The organism is Nocardia tenerifensis NBRC 101015 (assembly GCF_000308715.1).
Classification (GTDB): Bacteria; Actinomycetota; Actinomycetes; order Mycobacteriales; family Mycobacteriaceae; genus Nocardia; species Nocardia tenerifensis.
The window spans coordinates 1-19,188 of the sequence record NZ_BAGH01000201.1; the positions used below are offsets into that span (position 1 = coordinate 1).

Genomic DNA, 19,188 nt, shown 5'->3' on the forward strand with positions numbered 1-19,188 from the left:
GCACCGACCCGCCCGCTCGCCGCCGGACGTGGAACTCCTCGTAGATGAGGTCGGGCGGCAACGGCCAGGTCCGCAACTCCGGCAGTTCCGCGACGTACTCGGCCAGTCGTTTCGGCGCCGCGCCGCGTCCCCATCGATTGGCCAGGTCGACCTTGATCAACTCGATCAGCGACACCCGCCGGAGGCCGGGGGAGTCGGGCAGGTAGGCCAGCAGATCGGGTGGGTCCCCGGCCTGCCACGCCTCGGCGAACCGCTCGACCACCTCGGCGATCCCGGCGCCGCGCGAACCCCCGGGCGAACGGTCCGATGCGACCGTCGCCCCCGGAACCGGCGGGGCGGGGTGCGCCATCTGCGCATCGTATCGCCGCCGTCAGCCGGAAACCGGCTGTTCGCGGATGTCCGTGCGGCTATTGGCCGGCCGGGGGAAATGCCCAGCGGGCATAGGTGTTCTCGGGCCGGACGGTGATGACGTCGCAGATCTTGACCAGCGGGTCGGCGGTGCCGCCGAGGTGGTCGAGGGTGGGGACGATCAGCGCTTCGGCATGGGAAACCTGGATGGCGGTCTGGAGCTGGTCGAGGCGGTAGTCGGTGTCCGCGTCGAACAGCAGGGTTTTGGCGAGGTCGTAGCCGAGCCGCTTGGCGATATTGCGGATCTGGGTTTCGTCCCACTCCTGCTGTGCACCTGAGATATCACGCCTCAGGTAACCGAGCGCGGTCGGTTGGTCCGACACCACCACCCCTCCTCGCACTAGAGTTCCGACCCGGCACGCGCATCACATCCACGTAGCCCGCCCCAGAGCCTCTTAAACCTAACTCTTAGCGCGGCTCGCGGAACACCGAATACAGGTACTGGCCGTCGACTGGGGAAGTTTTATGGCCGCCCGGTTATCCGCTCCAAGTGCCGGTCACGCGGGAAACCTACGGATAAGCGCTGGTGTCGGTAACTTTCCGGCTACCCTGAGTTATCTGTAACCGGCGGTTACTGTAACCTTCGGTTACAGATACTTTGACTTTTCGAACGGGAATCGCGGCGTCCTCACGCGGCCCGGACTCGGTTGATGCTACCCGGTGCCGTGATCGGATGCCACGGCACCGGCCCGCCCGGCGGGTCGATCAGACGCCGACCAGTTCGTCCATCTCCTCCTCGGCCGCCCGATCATCGTGTGGCGCAGCATGTTTCGGACCCGTCGTCGCCTCGGCCCGCCGCTTTTCGTAGGCGGCCGCCGTGATGAGCGCCACGACGCCGGCCGCGAGCCACAGGATCAGGGTGATCACGTGCCCGCCGAAGCCCGCCCCGCCGTCGAAGTACAGCAGGTTGCGCGCGCCCTCGACGAAACCGGCGCCGTTCCAGAACGCGTGCAGCGCACCGAAGAACCCGCCTTGCAGCTCGGGGCTGTAGACACCGCCGGAGGTGGTGAAGTTGAGCATGACGAACAGCACCATGAGCGTGAGCGTCGTCCAGTGCTTCAGGAAGGTGTGCAGCCCGAGCCCGACCAGGATGATCCCCGCCGAGTACAGCCACGACATCGCCCAGATGGCCGCGTAGTCGTGGTCGATGATGTGGAAAAGCGGTGCGGCCGCGACGATTCCGATGACGCTCACCACGAGGGCTGCGACGAGGCCGACCGTCGCGCGGACCCTGATGCGCAGGGCCCCGCCCGCGGCGCCGAGCACCGCGACGCACCCGTACGAGCCCACGCTCAAGGCCACGAGCAGGAAGAAGATGCCCTGACCGGTGGGGTCGCCCGCGGCGGTCGGCGCGACATCGGTGATCTTCAGCGGCGCTCCTTGTTGGCCCGCGACCTGCTGGAACACCTTCTCGACCGCCATCGCGGTCGTGTCCGACCCGGCGGTGGCCACCATCAGCTCGGGATGCTGGGCGTCGGGCAGGTAGGCGCCCGACAGCTCGCGGTCCAGCAGTCGGGTGTGCGCGTCCTCCCGGCTGGGCAGGGTCACCACCTCGAGCTTGTCGCCCGCCTTGTCCTTCAGTGTCTGCGCGAGCACCTTCACCTCCGGCGAGGCGCCGACGACGGCCACCGGCAGATGGTTCGGCTCGGGCTGGTGGAACGCGCCGAGGTAGGCCAGCGCCATGCCGAAGCACATCAGCAAGGGGGTGAGCAGATGGACGGCGACATGCCGGAGCGGCTGCGAAATCACGGATCGACTCCCAATGGTTGGTAAATACAACTATGCCTTGGTTGTACTATACAACCATGGAGCGACAGTCGGCACGCACGGAGGCCATCCGCACCATTCAGCGCGAGCTCACGGCCTTCGCGCGCCGGGCGAGAGGCCGTGCGGCCGAGCTTCACCCGAACCTGACGCTGGTCGCGTCGAGCATCCTCGACCTGGTCATCGAGCGCGATGGCTGCCAGGCCGCCGACCTCGCGGACTACTTCCTGCTCGACAAGTCCACTGTGAGCAGGCAACTCGCCGCGCTCGAGCGCGAGGGCTACCTCGTCAAGGAGGTCGATCCGGCCAATCGGCGCAACCATCTGCTGCGCGCGACGGCCGCGGGCAAGCGGGTCGCGCGCGAGGCCGAGCGCCGGCGCGCGGCGGCGTTCACCGAGCGTTTCTCGACGTGGGACGACGCCGACGTGCGGCGACTCGCCGAGTATCTGGTCCGCTACAACGAGCCTTCGCCATAACACCCGGATACCGACCAAGCGCTTGCTACGCTCGCCGCATGATCTCCACGGCGGTGTGGGGCACCGGCAATGTCGGCCGGGCGGCCATTCGGGCCGTCGAGGCGCATCCGGCGCTCGAACTCACGAGTGTGCTCGTGCACAATCCCGGCAAGGTCGGGCGCGACGCCGGGGAGTTGAGCGGCCTCGACTATCGGGTCGGCGTCGCGGCGAGCGACGACATCGAGGCCGTGCTCGCGACGAAACCGCGGGCGCTGGTGTACGCGGCGTCCGGCGATATCCGGCCCGACGACGCGCTCGCCGACATCGTCCGGGCCCTCCGCGCGGGCGCGATCGTCGTCACGCCGGCGCTCTACGCGCTCTACGATCCGCGCAACGCGCCCACCGAGATCCGCGACCCGGTGCTGGCCGCCATCGCCGAGGGCGGCGGTTCGCTGTTCGTCTCCGGCGTCGACCCCGGCTGGGGCAACGACGTGCTGCCGTTGCTGATCAGCGGGCTCGGCAGCACCGTCGACGTGCTCCGCTGCCAGGAGATCTTCGACTACTCCACCTACGATCAGCCGGACTCGGTCCGCTACCTCGTCGGCATGGGCCAGCCCATGGACTACCAGCCGCCCATGCTCGCGCCGACCGTGCCGACGATGGTGTGGGGCGGTCAGATTCGCCTGATGGCGCGGGCGCTCGGCGTGGAGCTCGACGAGATCCGCGAGACCCTGGACCGGCGGCCGCTCGACGCCACCGTCACCACCCGCTCGATGGGGGAGTTCGCCGCGGGCACGCAGGGCGCGGTGCGCTTCGAGGTGCAGGGCATCGTCGCGGGCGAGCCGCGCATCATCGTCGAACACGTCACCCGCATCCATCCGTCCTGCGCACCGGACTGGCCCGCGCCCGCCGACGGCGACGGCGCGCACCGGGTGATCGTCGAGGGCAGCCCGCGCATCGAGGTCACCGTCGAGGCGACCGACGAGGACGGCAACCGGGCCGCGGGCGGAAACGCCACTGCCGTAGGGCGTTTGGTGAGTGCCATCGACTGGCTCGCCGACGCCGAACCCGGGCTCTACGACGCGCTCGACATTCCGCTGCGCCCGGCAGTCGGCAAACTCGGAAGGAAACACCCATGATCATCGACATCCCCGAGGGCAAGGACCCGATCGGTTACGTCTGGGGCGAGATGGTGCCCGGCATCGGGGTCGCCGCCGCGCAGTTCTCGATGTCGGTGTATTCGCACAGCACCCTCGGTCTGCGCGAGTTCGAGGCGGCCCGGCTGCGCATCGCCCAGATCAACGGCTGCCTGTTCTGTCAGGACTGGCGCACCGAGCGCGACGGCAAGAAGGTGGAGCCGGAGTTCGCCGACGCGGTCACCGACTGGCGGCTCACCGAGGCGTTCGACGACCGCACGCGCCTGGCCGCCGAGTACGCCGAGCGCTACGCCCTGGACCATCACGGCATAGACGACGAGTTCCTGACCCGCATGCTGACCGAGTACTCACAGACCGAACTCGTGGAGCTGAGCATGTGCATCGGCTCCTGGCTCGCCTTCGGCCGGCTCAATCGCGTCCTCGGGCTCGACACCGTCTGTGTGCTGCCCGGACATTCGGCCGCCTGATGATCACCGAGGCCGCCACAGCGTGTCGGTCGCGGCGTCGTAGAGCTGATACTCCAGGTCGCCGATCAGCCCCTCGAGGAGCCGGCGGACCGCGTCCGCCGCGCTGTCGACGGCCGAGCCGCGGTGCCTGCGCCGGTCCGCCCGGTCCGCGGCGGTGATGCGCACAGAATCGCCCGCGGCCTCGATATGGAGTTCGGCGTGCCGGTAGGCGGCCGGCACCCGGCTGTTCCACAGGTGTAGTCCGGTCACCACGAATCGGTGCAGCTGTTCGTTCACCGGTTGTCCGTCCTGGGTCCGCACGTAGGCCCGGACCTGGGCGGGCGAGTCGACGGCGCCCATCGGCAGCACAACGAACTCGTAATTCATCTGTCCAACGGTAGCGCGATCCCCCGAAATACAGGCTCGGACAAACACTTTCCCGTCATTATCGGCGGGGCACCCAGGCGGGCTGACCGTCGACCAGACCGGTCTCGAATAGTTCGGGCGCGTCGAGTACCGCCTGAAGGTGATCTTGTGCCTCCTCCGGCGAAAGACTGGCGGGGTACCGGATGTATTCGAGGGGCGCGGTGATTCTCGCGCGGAATCGATGGCGGAATTCGGTGTCGTCGGCGTAGGTCAGCGCGATGCGTCCGTGCCACTCGATATCGTGCGCGCCGTCCGGGCGACGCGTGAAAATCACCTCCTGATCGGCGACGGAATCGTGGCCGAGCAGATAGATGTTGAAGGCGAGATATTCGAGCTGATCGAACTCGACGAGCGGCAGCGGGTCGGCGGTCAATCGTTGCGGGGCCCGCGCTTTCAGTCGGAATGGATTGCCCGGCGTCGCGGCGAGAAATCCGGTGCCGTCGTCCTCGCCCCAGTAGGTGGACGACAACGTGCAACTCCCGCAGTCGCGCCACACCCGCGGCGACGCCCAATCATCGGCCCCCTCGGCGCTTTCCGGCTCGCCCTCGGCAACATACTCGGCCGACCGCAGGTGGAGGTCGAACCATAAATTGCCGTTCTCGTCGATCCGCCCGGTCCACGCGAACTCCTCGATCGCGTGCCCGGCCGGCCACGGGTTTCCCGGAAAAACGATCCGGCCCTCGGCCGGATCGTGCTCCAGGTCGATCCTTTCCATGGTGTCGAACCTAGCGACCGGCACCGACATATCACGAACCAGCGGTCGCCGCACGCCGTCCATTCAAGCGTTGACCGCCTGCTCGTCCCCGGCGTCGGGCGCCTGCTCGACCGTGCGCTTGGGCCCGGTGAACCAGGTGCGGGCCGAGACCAGCCACCAGACGCCGATCGCGCCCACCACGCCGACCAACGCGATCGGCGCGTAATTGACGGTGTTCCAAGTGAACTCGTCGTTCCACGGATAACCGCGATCGTCGGTCGGCAGCACGAACAGCACGCTGATCAGCACGATCCAGATCAGCGCGACCACGCCGATCGGCCGATACCAGCGGCCGAGCCGCCATGGACCGGTGCGGAACCGCGAGCCGTGCACCTGCCGCAGCAGGATCGGGATGCCGTAGGCGATGTAGAGGCCGATGGTCGCCACCGAGGTGGCCGCGGCGTAGGCGGTCGGCGCGTTCTCGGCCGGTACCAGCATCGACGGGATCAACAGCACGAACGCGAACACCGAGATGAACAGCACCGCGTTGACCGGCACCTTGCGCGCCGAAAGCTTCGACCACAGCGCCGATCCCGGCACCGCGCCGTCGCGCGCGAACGCGAACAGCATGCGCGAGGCCGAGGTCACCGAGGCGTAGCCGCAGAACAGTTGCGCGATCGCGGCGATGATCAGCAGCAGCCCGGACCAGAACGGGTCGAGCGAGTTCTCCAGGATATAGATCACCGGATAGCCGCTGTTCTTCGCCGGATCCAAGGCGTCATCGAGATTCGGGATCGCGAAGGTGACCGCCATGATGAGCAGATATCCGGCGATCGCCGACACCACGATGGTATTGATGATGCCTTTCGCGGCCATTCGCGAGGCGTCGTGGGTCTCCTCGGACATGTGCGCGGACGCGTCGTATCCGGTGAACGTGTACTGCGCGTGCAGCAGGCCGAGCAGGAAGCTGAAGGCGACGCCGCCGAACCCGACGGCGCTGTTGTCGACGGTCTCGGTGAACACGAATCCGACGCTCTGATGATGGTTCGCGCCGAACGCGAGCACCAGCACGAATATCGCGACGCCGCCGACGTGCCACCAGGCGGAGATGTTGTTGATCACCGCGGACAGGTGCGGGCCGATCGCGTTGAGCACGGCGTGCAAAACGAGAATCACGACGAAAACCAGGAAGATCGCGGTGCGGTCGGTGCCGATATCGATGCCGATCACGTTCAGCACCACGGTGGTGAAGATCGCCGCGCCGTAATCGATGGCCGCGGTCACCGCGATCTGACCGATGAGATTGAACCATCCGGTGAACCAGCCCCAGACCGGCCCGCCGAGCTGCGCGGCCCACCAGTACAGGCCGCCGGAGGTCGGGTAGGCCGAGGCCAATTCCGCCATCGCCATGCCGATGAACAGCACCATGATGGAGACGAGCGGCCAGCCCCACGCCATGGTGATCGGGCCGCCATTGGCCAAACCTATTCCGTAACTTGCCAATCCGCCGGTCAGGATGGAGACGATGGTGAAACTGATGGCGAAGTTCGAGAAACCGGACCAGGATCGGGCCAATTCTTGTTTGTAGCCGAGTTCGGCGAGCCTGCGTTCGTCATCGGACGGGGACGGTTGTGCGCTCATGGACTGCTCCCGGGTGTAAACGCTGCCCTCACACAGCGTTTGCCAGAAGATCAGTGTGCGGTAAACCGCAGTCGACCGCATGGCAACCCCGGAATACCGCAGACAAATCGCGGCTACCCCCTCCGTCGGGGCCGGGCCGGCGCGCCGTAGCGTGGCCTTATGGAGCGACTGGTGATCATCGGTGGTGACGCGGTGGGGATGTCGGCGGCGTCACAGGCCCGCAGGCTGCGGGACGCGAGCGAGCTGGAGATCGTGGTCTTCGAGCGGGGCAGGTTCGCCTCGTACTCCGCGTGCGGGATTCCGTACTGGGTGGGCGGCGACGTGCTGGACCGGGACGAGCTGATCGCGCGCACGCCCGAGGAGCATCGCGCCCGCGACATCGATCTGCGGGTCCGCGTCGAGGTGACCGAGGTCGATGTGGCGGGCAATCGGGTGCGCGTCCGCGACCTCGCGTCCGGGGACCAAACATGGACGGGCTACGACAAACTCGTCATCGCCACCGGCGCCAGGCCGAGCCGCCCGCCCCTGCCCGGCATCGACGCGCGGGGTGTGCACGGCGTGCAGACGCTCGAGGACGGGCAGGCGCTGATCGACACCCTCGAACGCACCGAGGGCAAGCGCGCGGTGGTGGTCGGCGCCGGCTACATCGGAGTCGAGATGGCCGAGGCGCTGATCAAGCGCGGCTACGACGTCACGATGGTGCAGCGCGGCCCGCAGCCGATGTCGACGCTGGACCCGGATATGGGCGCGCTGGTCCGAGACGCCATGTGCGGCATGGGGATCGAGGTGATCGGCGGGACCGAGGTGACCGAGATCCGCACCGACGAGCACGGGCGGGTCAGCGCGGTCGTCACCGACACGGCCGAATACCCCGCCGACGTAGTGGTGCTCGGCATCGGCGTGCGCCCGGACACCGAATTGGCCCGCGCGGCAGGGCTTCCGGTGGGGGAGTACGGCGGGCTGCTCACCGATCTGGCCATGCGGGTGCGCGGCCACGAGAACATCTGGGCCGGGGGCGACTGCGTCGAGGTGCTCGATCTGGTGTCCGGGCGCGAACGCCATATCGCGCTCGGCACCCACGCCAACAAGCACGGCCAGATCATCGGCGCGGGCGTCGGCGGCGGCTACGCGACCTTCCCCGGCGTCGTCGGCACCGCCGTCAGCAAGGTGTGCGACCTGGAGGTCGCGCGAACGGGCCTGCGCGAGAAGGACGCTCGCGCGGCGGGTCTCCAGTTCGTCGCCGTCACCATCGAATCCACCAGCCGCGCGGGCTATTACCCGGACGCCGCGCCGATGACGGTGAAGATGCTCGCCGAGCGCCGCACCGGACGCCTGCTCGGCGTGCAGATCGTGGGGCGCGAGGGCGCGGGCAAGCGCGTCGACATCGCTGCCGTCGCGCTCACCGCGCGGATGACGGTCGAACAGATGACCGCCCTCGATCTCGGCTATGCGCCGCCCTTTTCACCGGTGTGGGATCCGGTGCTGGTGGCCGCGCGCAAGGCCACCGTCGCGGTGCGCGAGCGCGGGTAGCGCTCAGGCCGCGCGGTACACCGCCAGCACCGGGATCACCCGGGAGGTCTTGGCCTGGTACTCGCCGAAACCGGGCATGATCTCGACCATCCTGGCGTAGAGCGCGTCGCGTTCGGCGCCGGTGACGACCTCGGCCCTGGCCTCATACTGCTCGGTGCCGATCTCGACGGTGAGCTTCGGGTCGGCCACGAGGTTGTGGTACCAGGCCGGGTGCTTGTCGCTGCCGCCGTTGGAGGCGATGAGCACGATGCGGTCGCCGTCGGGCAGGTAGACCAGCGGGCTGGTGACGCGCCGGCCGGACTTGGCGCCGGTGGTGGTGATCAGCACCATGGCCGCGCCCTCGAACATGCCGCCGACCTTGCCGGCGTTCGCGCGGAACTCGTCGATCACCTGCTCGTTGAAGCTCTTCGCGTCGACGGCGAGGTTGTTGGTATCGGACACGTCATTGCCTCCAGTGATTGCGTTTTCACGGGCAACCACGCGGCGGGCGGCGAAATTCCTGCGGCGCTGGGTAGTTCCGTGGCGCCCGGTAGTTCCGCCGGTGGCGCGGTAGTTTCCTCGGCGGCGCAGCAGTTCCGCCGGTGGCGCGGTAGTTCCCTCGGCGGCGCAACATTCCGGCGGCGGCGCGGTAGTTCCGCCGGCGGCGCAGCAGTTCCGGCGGCGGCGCAGCAGTTCCGGCGGGGCACAGCAGTTCCGGCGGCGGCGCGGTAGTTCCGGCGGCGACGCAGCGATTCCCGGCGGCGGCGCTGAAGTTTCGCGTCGGCTCAGTAGTCGGCGAACAACTCCAGCAGATCTTTCTTGTCGAACATGACCGCGGCCTCGCGGGCGGACGGAGCGCCCGCGTCCGGATCGGCCCCCGACTCGACGAGCAGCCGCGCGATCTCCGTCTCGCCCTTGAAAACCGCGCCCGCCAAAGGGGTTTGGCCCTTGTCGTTGGCGCGGTTCGGGTCCGCGTCGCGATCGAGCAGGGCCGCGACGGCGTCGCGGTGGCCGTGGTAGGCGGCCAGCATGAGCAGCGAGTCACCGGCGTCGTTGGTCAAATCCGCGGGCACCCCCGCGTCCACATAGGTGGCCAGCGCGGCGGCATCACCCTGCCTGGCGAAGTCGAACACCTTGGCGGCAAACTCGAGCAGTTCCGGATCCAGGTCGTCGCTCATGCGCCATTCCTACCACCGGTCGCCGCGAATCGACCGCAGGCGGCCCGCTATGTCATCGCGGCGCGCACCTTCTTCATGTCCTCGACGAACGCCGCGTACGCCTCGGTGCGGTCGGGCGCGCGCAGCACCGCGGACGGGTGCACGGTGGCGATCGCGCGGTAGTCCGGCATCGAGACGACCTGTCCGCGTTGCTGACTCACCTTGAACGCCGGATCGATCACCGCCTGCGCGGCGATCGCGCCCAGGCAGACCACCAATTTCGGCCGTACGACGGCCAATTCGGCCGCCATCCAGGCCGAGCAGGCGACGATCTCGGTGCGGCCCGGCGCCTTGTGGATGCGCCGCTTGCCGCGCTCGGTGAACTTGAAGTGCTTGACCGCGTTGGTCAAATAGACGGTGTCGCGGTCTATCTCGGCATCGGCGAGCGCCCGGTCGAGCAGGTGCCCGGCGGGCCCGACGAACGGATGGCCCTGCTGGTCCTCCTGGTCGCCGGGCTGCTCGCCGACCATCACGACCGTCGCGTCCGCGGGGCCTTCACCGAAAACCGTCTGTGTCGCATGCCGATACAGGTCGCACCCCCGGCACCCGCAGGACGCCTCGCGCAGCGTCGCCAGGTCGGTGGTGTCGGGTACGAACTCTTCGGCGCCGGGGGCACGCACTCCGAACTCCTAATCCTTCTGTGGGTAGGCCGGGTAGCTCTCCTTGCGCAGCAGCCCGGCCAAATGCGCGGCGTTGCGGGCGACCGCGGCGGTGGTGCTGGCGACCGCGTCCGGTGCCTTGTCGAGATCCTTGTAGTCGACCGAGCCCATCGCCTGTCCGTTCCAATAGGTGCCGCCCTGCGCGGGAATGGTGAACCCGACGTCGTTGAGCGCCTGGAACAGATCCGCGATGATCTTGTGCGCGCCGTCCTCGTTGCCGACCACGGCGGCGATGCCCACCTTGCCGACCATGCTCGGCCTGCCCTCGTCGTCGGTCTCGGACAGCTCCGCGTCCAGCCGCTCCAGCACCCGCTGGGCCACCGACGACATGTGGCCGACCCAGGTCGGTGTCGCGATGAGGACGACGTCGGCGGCGGTGATCATCTCGCGGATCCGCGGCCAGGCATCGCCGTCGCCCTCGTCGGTGGTGACGCCGGGGTGAACGTCGTAGTCGACCACCCGGACCACCCGGCCGGTCACCCCCTGTCGTTCGAGTTCGTCGAGCACCTGCCCGGCCAGCAGTTCACTGCTCGACGGTTCCGGTGACTTCTTCAAACTGCAGACGAGTGCTACGGCCGTCGGTGCGGTCATCGGGTCGACCTCCTTCTGGGTGGGAGACTCCTGCCGACGTACCCGTTTTGCCCGAGATCACTCCGGCCGCCCCCGAAGGCCCCTCCCACCTGGTGTGCGGGCGGCGATAGGTCGGTATAGTCGCCGCGGATGAGTAGTGTGACCACCCGCGTTGAGCCGGAAGCCAAGAACCGTCGACTCGGCGTCGCTGCGTGGCTGGCACCGGCCTGCTGTATCGGGTTCGCCGCGTTCTGTCTGCTGTTGCCGACCTGGCCGTTCCACAAGATCACCGGCGGCTTCATCGATCTGCAGGTCTATCGCCTCGGGGTGGACGCGCTACGCCACGGCAACGACATGTACGGACAACTGCCCCAGACCACCATCGGCGCCGGGCTCCCGTTCATCTATCCGCCGTTCGCCGCGCTGGCGTTGAGCCCGTTCGCGCTGCTGCCATGGCACGCCGCCGCCTTCACCTTCTTCGTGTCCTCGGTGATCGCGCTCGCGCTGACGCTGTATCTCGTCGCGCGGCGGGTGTGGCCGGGGGAGGATCAGCGCAGGCTCGTGCTGGTGGTGACGGCGTGCGCGACGCCGCTGGCGCTGCTGCTCGAGCCGGTGCACTCGACGCTGGACTTCGGTCAGGTGAACCTGCTGCTGATGGCGTTGGTCGCGGCCGACTGCCTCGCGATCACACCCCGCTGGCGGCGCGGCATGCTGATCGGCATCGCCGCGGCCATCAAGCTGACCCCGGCGGCGTTCGTGCTGTATTTCCTGGTGCGCCGCGACTACAAGTCGGCGGCGACGGCTGCGGCGACCGGCGCGGCGGCCACCGCCCTCGGCTTCGCCGTGCTGCCGCGCGACTCCGTGAAGTACTGGTTCGGCGGCATGGGCAATGTGTCGGGCCTGAGCGGGTCGGCGTTCCATACCAATCAGTCGATCCAGGCGGTGCTCGCCCGGCTGCAGGTGCCCAAGCCCGCGTTCACTCTGCTGTGGCTGCTCCTCGGCGCCGCGCTGCTCGTGCTCGTCGTGGCGGCCATGCGGCGCGCGGTCGACTTCCCGCCGCTGGCGCTGGCCATCAACGCGGTCTTCACGCTGCTGCTCTCGCCGATCTCCTGGTCGCACCACTGGGTGTGGATCGCCCCGGCCTGGCTGGCCGTCATCGGTTACACCACCCGGCTGCCGCGTCGGCAGGCCATCGGCTGGGCGGTGACCACGGTCGTCATCACCGCGGTCTTCGTGTACGGCCCGCAGAACTGGCTGCCCGACGGTGAGCACCGCGAAACCCAGTGGACGCCATGGCAACACGTCGTGGGCAACACCTACGTGTGGTTCAGCGTGCTGCTCGTCGCGCTCTACTTCGTCTCCGGCCGCCGGACCGCGCGGGCGCCGGAGCCCGCGCCCGCGCTGGTGCCGCAGACCTGATCCGCACCGCCCGAGTGTTTGCCGCCGGGATGGCCGGGTAGGGCCGTCAGTGACGGCACCCCGCCGTCGCCGACAGAATTACTCGAGGCAAGGAGGGATTCATGGCCGCCCGACGTGGCTTCGCCGCCATGGACGCGGAGCAGCAGCGCAAGATCGCCAGCCTTGGTGGCAAGGCGAGCAGCGGCAGCTTCGACAACGACCCCAAGCGCGCCAGCGAGGCAGGCAAGAAGGGCGCGGCGGCACAGCCGACCGCGGCCAAGCGCCTCGGCGGCGAACGCAGTCACCTGAACCGATAGTCGACACCATTCGATGGGCGAGGCAATGGCCTCGCCCATCGTCGTCCGCGAAGGATGGCACCGATGCGCTTGCGCCGCAGCACCGTTTACGGCCCCGGACTGACCCGCGTCCGACGGGGCAAGGGCTTCTCCTACACCACCATCGACGGCGAGGCGGTCACCGACGAGGAGACGCTGGACCGTATCAAGTCGCTGGTGATCCCGCCCGCGTGGCGCAAGGTGTGGATCTGCCCGCACCACAACGGCCATGTGCAGGCGGTCGGCATCGATGCCGCCGGTCGCCGCCAGTACCTGTATCACGAGCAGTGGCGCCGGGAGCGGGACGAGGAGAAATTCGATCGGGTGCTGGAACTGGCCGCCCGGCTGCCCGAGGTGCGGCAGCAGGTCCGGCACGATCTCTCGGAGCGGGGGTTCACCAGGCACCGCGCCGAGGCGGTCGCCATCGAACTGCTCGATCGCGGCGTATTCCGGGTCGGCGGTGAGGAATACGCGGAGGAGAACGGCACCCGCGGCGTGGCGACTTTGCTGCGCGAACAGGTTCGGCTCTCCGGCGACGAGATGCACTTCGACTACCCGGCCAAGGGCGGTATCCGCCGGCGGGTGTGCATCCGGGAACCGCTGCTGGCCAAGACGATTCGCGCGCTGCGGCGCTGCGACTCCGGCTCGCCGCGACTGCTCGTCTATCGCAACGGCAGCGGCTACCGCGAATTGCACGCCGACGACGTCAATCTGCGCTTCAAGGAGCTCGCGTGCTGCGAGTGCAGCGCCAAGGATCTGCGCACCTGGCAGGCGACGGTACTGGCGGCGGCGGATTTCGCGTCGACCGAGCGTCCGACGACGAAGACCGGGCGCAAGGCGGCGGTGAAGAAGGTGATGACCGATGTCGCGGCGGCGCTGGGCAATACGCCGACGGTCGCGCGCAACTCCTACGTCGACCCGCGGGTGGTGACGGCGTTCGAGGAGGGCTCGACCATCGCCCCGGCGCTGCGCCGGGCGCGGCAGGCCGATTCGGACGACGCGAGCCGAGAGCTGGTCGACAAGGCCGTGATTCGACTGCTCAAACAGACGAAGTGACCCGCTGAGCGAATCCGGTCGCGGCCGTGCAAGAACGGTGCAAGGCCGCCGCAATCGGGCGTCGGCACACTGGAATTCATGAACGAGTCATTTGATGTGGTGGTCGCCGGGGCGGGGCCGGTCGGGTTGATGCTCGCGTGCGAGCTCGGCCTCGCCGGGGTGAGCGTGCTCGTGGTCGAGCGACTCGACGAGATCGATCCGACGATCAAGGCCGGCGGGATAAATCAGGTTGCCGCGCAAGCCCTTTACCGGCGCGGCCTGCTGCCGGCGATGGTCGCCGAGCAGTCGGCCGCGTTGAGCCGGATGGGGGTGCCGGCGGCGGCGCCCGGTGGTGCGCCCCAGCGGCCGCCGTTCATCGGGCATTTCGCGGGAATCATGCTCGGCGTGGACCTGGTCGACTTCGACCACTCCTCCTTCGCCGACCTCGGCCCCGCCGCCTCGGTGTATCTCGTGCCGCAGCAGAGCATCGAGGCGGTCCTCGGGCGGCGTGCCGCCGAACTGGGGGTGACCGTGCGCCGCGGCGTCGAGCTCACCGACTTCACCGACGACGGCGCGGGCGTCACGGTCCGGCTCGGCGACGACACCGTCCGCGCGGGCTGGCTGGTCGGGTGCGACGGCGGGCGCAGTCTCGTGCGCAAGCGGGCCGGGTTCGACTTCCCCGGCCTGGACCCGGAACTCACCGGACACCAGGCCGTCGTCGAGATGACCGGGGCCGAGGGGCTGCGCCCCGGCTGGAACACCACCGACACCGGCATGTACGTGCACGGCCCGACGCCGGGCCGCATCCTCACCGTGCAACTCGACGGCCCGCCCGCCGACCGCACCGCCCCGATCACCGCCGCCGAGTTGCAGGCGGCCCTGCGCGCGGTGTCCGGCGTTCCGGTGGAGATCACCGCGGTGCACTCGGCCACCCGGTTCACCGACAACACCCGTCAGGTCACCGAGTACCGCCGCGGCCGGGTGTTGCTGGCCGGCGATGCGGCCCATGTGCATTCGCCGTTCGGCGGCCAGGGCCTCAACCTCGGCGTCGGCGACGCGGTGAACCTCGGCTGGAAGCTGGCCGCGGTGGTGCGCGGCGACGCCGAACCGGAGCTGCTCGACACCTACACCACCGAGCGGCACCCGGTCGGCGCCTGGGTGCTGGACTGGACCAGGGCGCAGGTCGCGCTGATGCGAACGGACCGGCGCAGCAGGGAACTTCGCGCGGTGATGACCGAGCTGCTCGCCACCCGCGAGGCCGCGACCCTCGTGTTCCGCAAGATCTCCGGCGTGCTGCACCGCTACGACCTCGGCGGCGGCCACGAACGCGTCGGCGCGGCCGTGCCCGACTTCGAGCTGTCGGACGGCACCCGGCTCGGCAGGTACTTCGCCGACGGCGCGCCGGTGCTGTTCGACCTGGCCGACTCGGCCGAGCTGCGGGCGGTCGCGGCGCCGTGGCGGCCGCGGGTGCGGGTGGTCACGGCCAAGGCGGCGGTGCCCGGCGAGCTGACGGGGATGCTCGTGCGCCCCGACGGGTTCGTGGCGTGGGCTGCCGACTCGGGCGGCCGGTACGGGCTCGAGTCCGCTTTGACCCGGTGGTTCGGCCCGGCGGCTTGATCTCGGCGGGCCGGAACTCCGTTGCCCCACAAGGAGTTCCGGCCCTCATGCCAGTTCCAGTCGTGGACCGGCGTGGATCGCCAGGTACACCTGGTTGCGCAGCTCGTTGGCCTCCTCGTCGGTGAGCGTGCGCGACAGGGGCCGCAGCACCAGCCGCACAACGGCATTCGTCTGGCCCGGCACGATTCCCAGTCGGTCCCTGGCCTTTTCGGACAGCTCCGCCCACGGCGTGCGGGCCGCCACGAGCACCGACTCGATGTCGTCGACCCGATCGTGGAGCACCTTTCGCACGGTGTCGCCGAGGGTTTCGTCGTCGGTGTCGTCGGCGACCACCACCGACAGGTCGCGCCGGATCGGCGGCAGGGCCGAGACGGGCCGCCACGGCGACAGATCACGCAGCTGCTCGGCGACGCGCGGATTGCCGGACCTGAGGTAGCGGATATCCGGAATCCCCTTGCGCAGCATCAGCGCTCGATCCAGCCCCATGCCGAGCGCCGTACCGGACCAGCGGGCCGGATCGAGCCCGGCGCCCGCGAGGACGTGCTCGGCGATGAGCCCGCATTCGGCGAGTTCGAGCCAGTCCGCGCCGAGGCGCACGTCCACCTGCCGCCCGAGGGCGGTGTAGGGGTGCCGGGCGGGCGTCGTGCGCCATCCGGCGCCGGGCAGGACGGCCCGCACCACGTGGGCGACGAGGTCTCGCACGTCGCGATCGCCGGTGTCCGGCCTCGACCGCAGCCGCCACAGATCGACCTGGTGCGGCTCGCCCACGTGGATGCGGTCGACCACGTCCCGGCGGTAGACCAGGCCCGGCACCACGATGAGGTCGTCGACCTCGGCCGTCGTGCCCGCGTAGCGCCGCAGGGTGTCCGGGATGTCCGCGGTGGTGTGGCTGCGCAGCATGGTGGTCGGGCTGACGTAGCGGGTGTAGCGAGCGTCGCGCGTGACGTCGGCCGGGTCGTAGCCGAGCTTGTCGTAGTTGTCGGCGACGGCGACGAGCGGGGAGTTGCGGACCACCCGCACGCGCGAGCCCCACGCGCGGGCCAGCGCGTCGATCGTCGCGTCCAGCAGCGCCTGCATGGCGTGCGGTCCCTGGGCGGCGTCGCTGAGGTCGCGCACGGCGAGCGCGCGCGACAGGTCGGAGGCGGTGAGATAGGTAGACATGAGTAATTCCCTTGGTAGGTAGTCGGATTCGGTGAAGACCCCCGAACCGACGACAGCCACGGGAACTACGCGAGCGGACGTACGCGGTACACCCCGCGGCCGACGGACGGCCCGGGGCGAAGAAATCGCGTGCACGCGTTCATGAAACGAGCCTAAGCGATCGTCCGTCCGGCACACCAGTGCGGAATGAATTTTTGAACGTTCGGTCTAATTGAAGTAGGGTCGGTCGCGTGGGCAGAACGAAGGAATTCGATCCGGACGCCGCGCTGCGGGTCGCGATGGAGCTGTTCTGGCGTCAGGGTTACGAGGCGACGTCCATGCAGGACCTCGTCGATCATCTGAAGCTGGGCCGCGGCAGCATCTACGGCACGTTCGGCGGCAAGCGGGAGCTGTACCTCAAAGCGGTGGAGCGCTATGTGGAAGACGGCAGGGCCGGATTGCTCGAACGGCTGTCCGCGCCGGGTTCCGCGCTCGACGCGGTCCGCGCCACGGTGCGCTGGTACGCGGCGAGCTCGCTCGCCGATGAGCGGCGAAAAGGCTGCCTGCTCACCAACACCGCCGTCGAACTCCCCGCCGACGACGACGCGGGCAGGCTGGTGTCGGCGGATCTGCAAACCATGGAGACGGTGCTGACGAGCGCGCTGCTCCGGGCACGGGCCGAGGGTGAGTTGCCCGCGGACCGTGACCCGGTCGGGCTGGCCAGATTCCTCGTGACGCTGCTGCAAGGGATTCGCGTGGTCGGCAAGACCTCGGTCCGGCAGCGGTTCCTCGACGACACCGTCGAACAGGCGCTCAGGCTGCTCGACTAACCCTTCGCGCGTTCCGCGTCGCCGGATCGAGGCCCGGCGACGCGGGCCTCGCTCTGCCCATTTTCTTGACCGATCGTTAAAGAAAAGGACAAGTCCGTGACGCATACCCTTCCCACCGACGCCGAACTGGCCGCCTCGCTGGCGGGCGACTTCATCAGTGACTTCGCGGAGGTCAACGGCGTACGCCTGCACCATGTCACCGGCGGAGCGGGCGAGCCGCTGATCCTCCTCGGCGGATGGCCGCAGACCTGGTGGCAGTTCCGGAAGATCATGCCGGAGCTGGCCCTTCGCTACCGAGTGACCGCCGTCGACCTGCGCGGCATGGGCGGCTCGGCCAAGCCCGCGTCCGGCTACGACAAGAAGACCATGGCCCGCGACATCCACGAACTGATCCGGCACCTCGGGCACCGGTCCGCGTTCGTGGCCGGGCACGATATCGGCGCCTCGCTGGGCTATCACCTCGCCGCCAACTTCCCGGCGTCGGTGCGGCGGCTGGCCACCCTCGACCTGGGCGTGCCCGTCGACGCCTGGCAGGCGATCCCCATGCTGCCGAGCAGCGACGAGCAGGAGGCCGCGCTGGCGCACGGGCGCGGCGGCTATCCCTGGTGGTTCGCCTTGAACCAACTGCGCGAGCTGCCCGAACAGCTGCTGGCCGGGCGATTCCGCCTGCTGATCGATTGGCTCTACGGGCACATGCTGGCCGACCAGTCCTCCGTCGAGGAGCAGGCGCGCCAGATCTACGCGCGGGCCTACGATTCTCCGGACGCCATCCGCGCGGGCAACGGCTGGTACCAGACCATGCGCCAGGACATCGCGGACCTGGCCACCTATCCGCCGCTGACCTTGCCGATCCTGACGCTGGCCGGTGAGCAGTCGTATCCCGCTCTGCGCGAACAGATGTCGCCGGAGATGGGCGCCGATATCCGGGTCGTCGAGATCAAGGGCAGCGGTCACTACCTGCCGGAGGAGCAGCCGGAACAGGTGACGCGTGAGCTGACGGCGTTCTTCGGTTAGCGAGACAGGCGTTCGGCGACCTCGGGGAGGCGGCCGACCATCGCGATGGTGAAGTCGGCCAGCAGATCGATGAGGCCGTCGCGGTCGACCGCCAGGCCGCCGTCGAGCCAGACGAGGACGAGCTCCGCCGCGCCGCCGGTGATCAGCTGCGAGGTCGCGGCGACGGCGGTGTCCTGGCCCGCGGGCGGGTCGAGGACCAGGCGAGTCTGCTCGATGATGGCGTCGGCGACCCGGCGCATGCCGTCGAAGCGGCTGCGCATCAGCACCTCGTTGCCGTAGGCCTGCGCGAAGACGATCCGGGCCCGGCGAGGGTCGTCGGTGAGCTCGATGATGAGCGCGGCGACGCCGGCCCGGATCTTGTCCGCGGGGCCGCCCTCGGTGCCCGCGACCGCGGCGCGCGCGGTGTCGAGGGCGGCGTCCTGGATCTCCAGCAGGAGCTCGGCGGCCAGCGCGTCCAGGTCGGGGAAGGCCTCGTAGAAGAAGCGGGGCCCGACCCTCGCCTGCTCACACAGGCCGCGCACGGTCAGCGCGGACAGGCCCTGCGTGCCGACGATGTCGAGCGCGGTGTCGAGCAGGCGCCTGCGGCGCTCCTCCCGCCGCTCGGCCGGCGACGTACCGCGGTAGGTGCCGTTGAATGCCCGGGTCACCGGAGCAGCCTCGCACAGGAGAGGTTGGGAAACAACCGTTTACGGAAACCTATGTTTCCTCTATCGTCGAGGAAACCGCAGCGTTGCGAAGGACGGCCGTCATGAGTCTTCTGGTTCCCCCGAAAGTCGCCGAGGTCCATGGGGATCTGCGTCGCCTCCGCGCCCGCGTCGCGCAACGCGCGCAGACGGTGGGCGCTCGGGTCGCCGGGCGGTACCCGTCCGCCGC

At 69.1% G+C, this 19,188-nt stretch carries 21 protein-coding genes and 1 pseudogene; 10 read left to right on the forward strand and 12 right to left on the reverse strand.

Annotation, left to right across the window (positions count from 1 at the left end):
• From ON39_RS17165 to ON39_RS17175, 3 genes and pseudogenes are all read right to left on the reverse strand, one after another.
• Window positions 1-349 (reverse strand): annotated as a pseudogene (locus ON39_RS17165) (serine/threonine protein kinase); the annotation flags it as partial.
• Window positions 350-407: 58 nt separating this feature from the next.
• Entirely contained in the window at window positions 408-731 is a 324-nt protein-coding gene (locus ON39_RS17170) for a hypothetical protein (RefSeq protein ID WP_040735304.1), read from the reverse strand.
• A gap of 382 nt (window positions 732-1,113) precedes the next feature.
• Window positions 1,114-2,157, reverse strand: coding sequence for a membrane protein (locus tag ON39_RS17175; RefSeq protein WP_040735278.1), 1,044 nt, complete (start codon window positions 2,155-2,157; stop codon window positions 1,114-1,116).
• Window positions 2,158-2,213: 56 nt separating this feature from the next.
• On the opposite strand from ON39_RS17175, the gene ON39_RS17180 reads away from it, so the two are divergent.
• From ON39_RS17180 to ON39_RS17190, 3 genes are read left to right on the forward strand one after another with little or no spacing between them, the layout of a single operon-like run.
• Window positions 2,214-2,648 carry a MarR family winged helix-turn-helix transcriptional regulator gene (locus ON39_RS17180; RefSeq protein ID WP_040735305.1) on the forward strand — a complete coding sequence of 145 codons (435 nt, stop codon included), beginning with the start codon at window positions 2,214-2,216 and terminating at the stop codon, window positions 2,646-2,648.
• A 38-nt stretch (window positions 2,649-2,686) separates the two neighbouring features.
• Window positions 2,687-3,766 carry an NAD(P)H-dependent amine dehydrogenase family protein gene (locus tag ON39_RS17185; RefSeq protein ID WP_040735279.1) on the forward strand — a complete coding sequence of 360 codons (1,080 nt, stop codon included), beginning with the start codon at window positions 2,687-2,689 and terminating at the stop codon, window positions 3,764-3,766.
• Window positions 3,763-4,251 (forward strand): carboxymuconolactone decarboxylase family protein, encoded by a 489-nt coding sequence (locus ON39_RS17190; protein WP_040735281.1) that lies wholly within the window; start codon window positions 3,763-3,765, stop codon window positions 4,249-4,251. The genes ON39_RS17185 and ON39_RS17190 overlap by 4 nt, the downstream gene beginning before the upstream one ends.
• Before the next feature lie 3 nt (window positions 4,252-4,254).
• Here ON39_RS17190 and ON39_RS17195 read toward each other — a convergent pair whose 3' ends face one another.
• From ON39_RS17195 to ON39_RS17205, 3 genes are all read right to left on the reverse strand, one after another.
• The gene (locus tag ON39_RS17195; protein WP_040735282.1) at window positions 4,255-4,617 is read right to left on the reverse strand and encodes a hypothetical protein; all 363 of its coding nucleotides are present in this window, start codon (window positions 4,615-4,617) and stop codon (window positions 4,255-4,257) included.
• Window positions 4,618-4,675: 58 nt separating this feature from the next.
• On the reverse strand, window positions 4,676-5,371 hold the full coding sequence (locus ON39_RS17200) for a hypothetical protein (RefSeq protein WP_146251342.1): 696 nt from the start codon (window positions 5,369-5,371) through the stop codon (window positions 4,676-4,678).
• Between the two features lie 63 nt (window positions 5,372-5,434).
• Window positions 5,435-6,991, reverse strand: coding sequence for an amino acid permease (locus tag ON39_RS17205; protein ID WP_040735308.1), 1,557 nt, complete (start codon window positions 6,989-6,991; stop codon window positions 5,435-5,437).
• 159 nt (window positions 6,992-7,150) lie between these two features.
• Between ON39_RS17205 and ON39_RS17210 the strand changes: the two genes are divergently transcribed.
• A complete protein-coding gene (locus tag ON39_RS17210; RefSeq protein WP_040735284.1) occupies window positions 7,151-8,521 on the forward strand; it encodes an FAD-dependent oxidoreductase in 1,371 nt (456 codons plus the stop codon).
• A gap of 3 nt (window positions 8,522-8,524) precedes the next feature.
• On the opposite strand, the gene ON39_RS17215 is transcribed toward ON39_RS17210, so the two are convergent.
• The 4 genes from ON39_RS17215 to ON39_RS17230 form a co-directional block, all read right to left on the reverse strand.
• Window positions 8,525-8,962 carry a nitroreductase family deazaflavin-dependent oxidoreductase gene (locus tag ON39_RS17215; protein ID WP_051186740.1) on the reverse strand — a complete coding sequence of 146 codons (438 nt, stop codon included), beginning with the start codon at window positions 8,960-8,962 and terminating at the stop codon, window positions 8,525-8,527.
• A 323-nt stretch (window positions 8,963-9,285) separates the two neighbouring features.
• On the reverse strand, window positions 9,286-9,678 hold the full coding sequence (locus ON39_RS17220; RefSeq protein ID WP_040735285.1) for an ankyrin repeat domain-containing protein: 393 nt from the start codon (window positions 9,676-9,678) through the stop codon (window positions 9,286-9,288).
• A 47-nt stretch (window positions 9,679-9,725) separates the two neighbouring features.
• Window positions 9,726-10,337 carry a UdgX family uracil-DNA binding protein gene (locus ON39_RS17225; RefSeq protein ID WP_040735287.1) on the reverse strand — a complete coding sequence of 204 codons (612 nt, stop codon included), beginning with the start codon at window positions 10,335-10,337 and terminating at the stop codon, window positions 9,726-9,728.
• Window positions 10,338-10,346: 9 nt separating this feature from the next.
• Window positions 10,347-10,967 (reverse strand): flavodoxin family protein, encoded by a 621-nt coding sequence (locus tag ON39_RS17230; protein WP_040735288.1) that lies wholly within the window; start codon window positions 10,965-10,967, stop codon window positions 10,347-10,349.
• Between the two features lie 129 nt (window positions 10,968-11,096).
• Between ON39_RS17230 and ON39_RS17235 the strand changes: the two genes are divergently transcribed.
• The 4 genes from ON39_RS17235 to ON39_RS17250 all read left to right on the forward strand — a co-directional run bounded on the left by ON39_RS17235 (window position 11,097) and on the right by ON39_RS17250 (window position 15,331).
• Entirely contained in the window at window positions 11,097-12,365 is a 1,269-nt protein-coding gene (locus tag ON39_RS17235; RefSeq protein ID WP_040735290.1) for a glycosyltransferase 87 family protein, read from the forward strand.
• Window positions 12,366-12,466: 101 nt separating this feature from the next.
• Complete coding sequence (locus tag ON39_RS17240) at window positions 12,467-12,661, forward strand: con-10 family general stress protein (protein ID WP_040735295.1); 195 nt, start codon at window positions 12,467-12,469, stop codon at window positions 12,659-12,661.
• 63 nt (window positions 12,662-12,724) lie between these two features.
• On the forward strand, window positions 12,725-13,735 hold the full coding sequence (locus ON39_RS17245; protein WP_083894513.1) for a DNA topoisomerase IB: 1,011 nt from the start codon (window positions 12,725-12,727) through the stop codon (window positions 13,733-13,735).
• A gap of 78 nt (window positions 13,736-13,813) precedes the next feature.
• On the forward strand, window positions 13,814-15,331 hold the full coding sequence (locus ON39_RS17250; protein ID WP_085998208.1) for an FAD-dependent monooxygenase: 1,518 nt from the start codon (window positions 13,814-13,816) through the stop codon (window positions 15,329-15,331).
• Between the two features lie 45 nt (window positions 15,332-15,376).
• On the opposite strand, the gene srmL is transcribed toward ON39_RS17250, so the two are convergent.
• A complete protein-coding gene (srmL, locus tag ON39_RS17255; protein ID WP_040735299.1) occupies window positions 15,377-16,492 on the reverse strand; it encodes a PheS-related mystery ligase SrmL in 1,116 nt (371 codons plus the stop codon).
• A 230-nt stretch (window positions 16,493-16,722) separates the two neighbouring features.
• Here srmL and ON39_RS17260 point away from each other — a divergent pair, with 230 nt between their 5' ends.
• On the forward strand, window positions 16,723-17,301 hold the full coding sequence (locus ON39_RS17260) for a TetR/AcrR family transcriptional regulator (RefSeq protein WP_040735300.1): 579 nt from the start codon (window positions 16,723-16,725) through the stop codon (window positions 17,299-17,301).
• Window positions 17,302-17,397: 96 nt separating this feature from the next.
• Window positions 17,398-18,315, forward strand: a complete 918-nt coding sequence (locus ON39_RS17265) for an alpha/beta fold hydrolase (RefSeq protein WP_211336470.1) — start codon at window positions 17,398-17,400, stop codon at window positions 18,313-18,315.
• On the opposite strand, the gene ON39_RS17270 is transcribed toward ON39_RS17265, so the two are convergent.
• Window positions 18,312-18,962, reverse strand: a complete 651-nt coding sequence (locus ON39_RS17270) for a TetR/AcrR family transcriptional regulator (RefSeq protein ID WP_040735303.1) — start codon at window positions 18,960-18,962, stop codon at window positions 18,312-18,314. The two genes, ON39_RS17265 and ON39_RS17270, sit on opposite strands and share 4 nt — an antisense overlap.
• Window positions 18,963-19,188 lie beyond the last annotated feature (226 nt).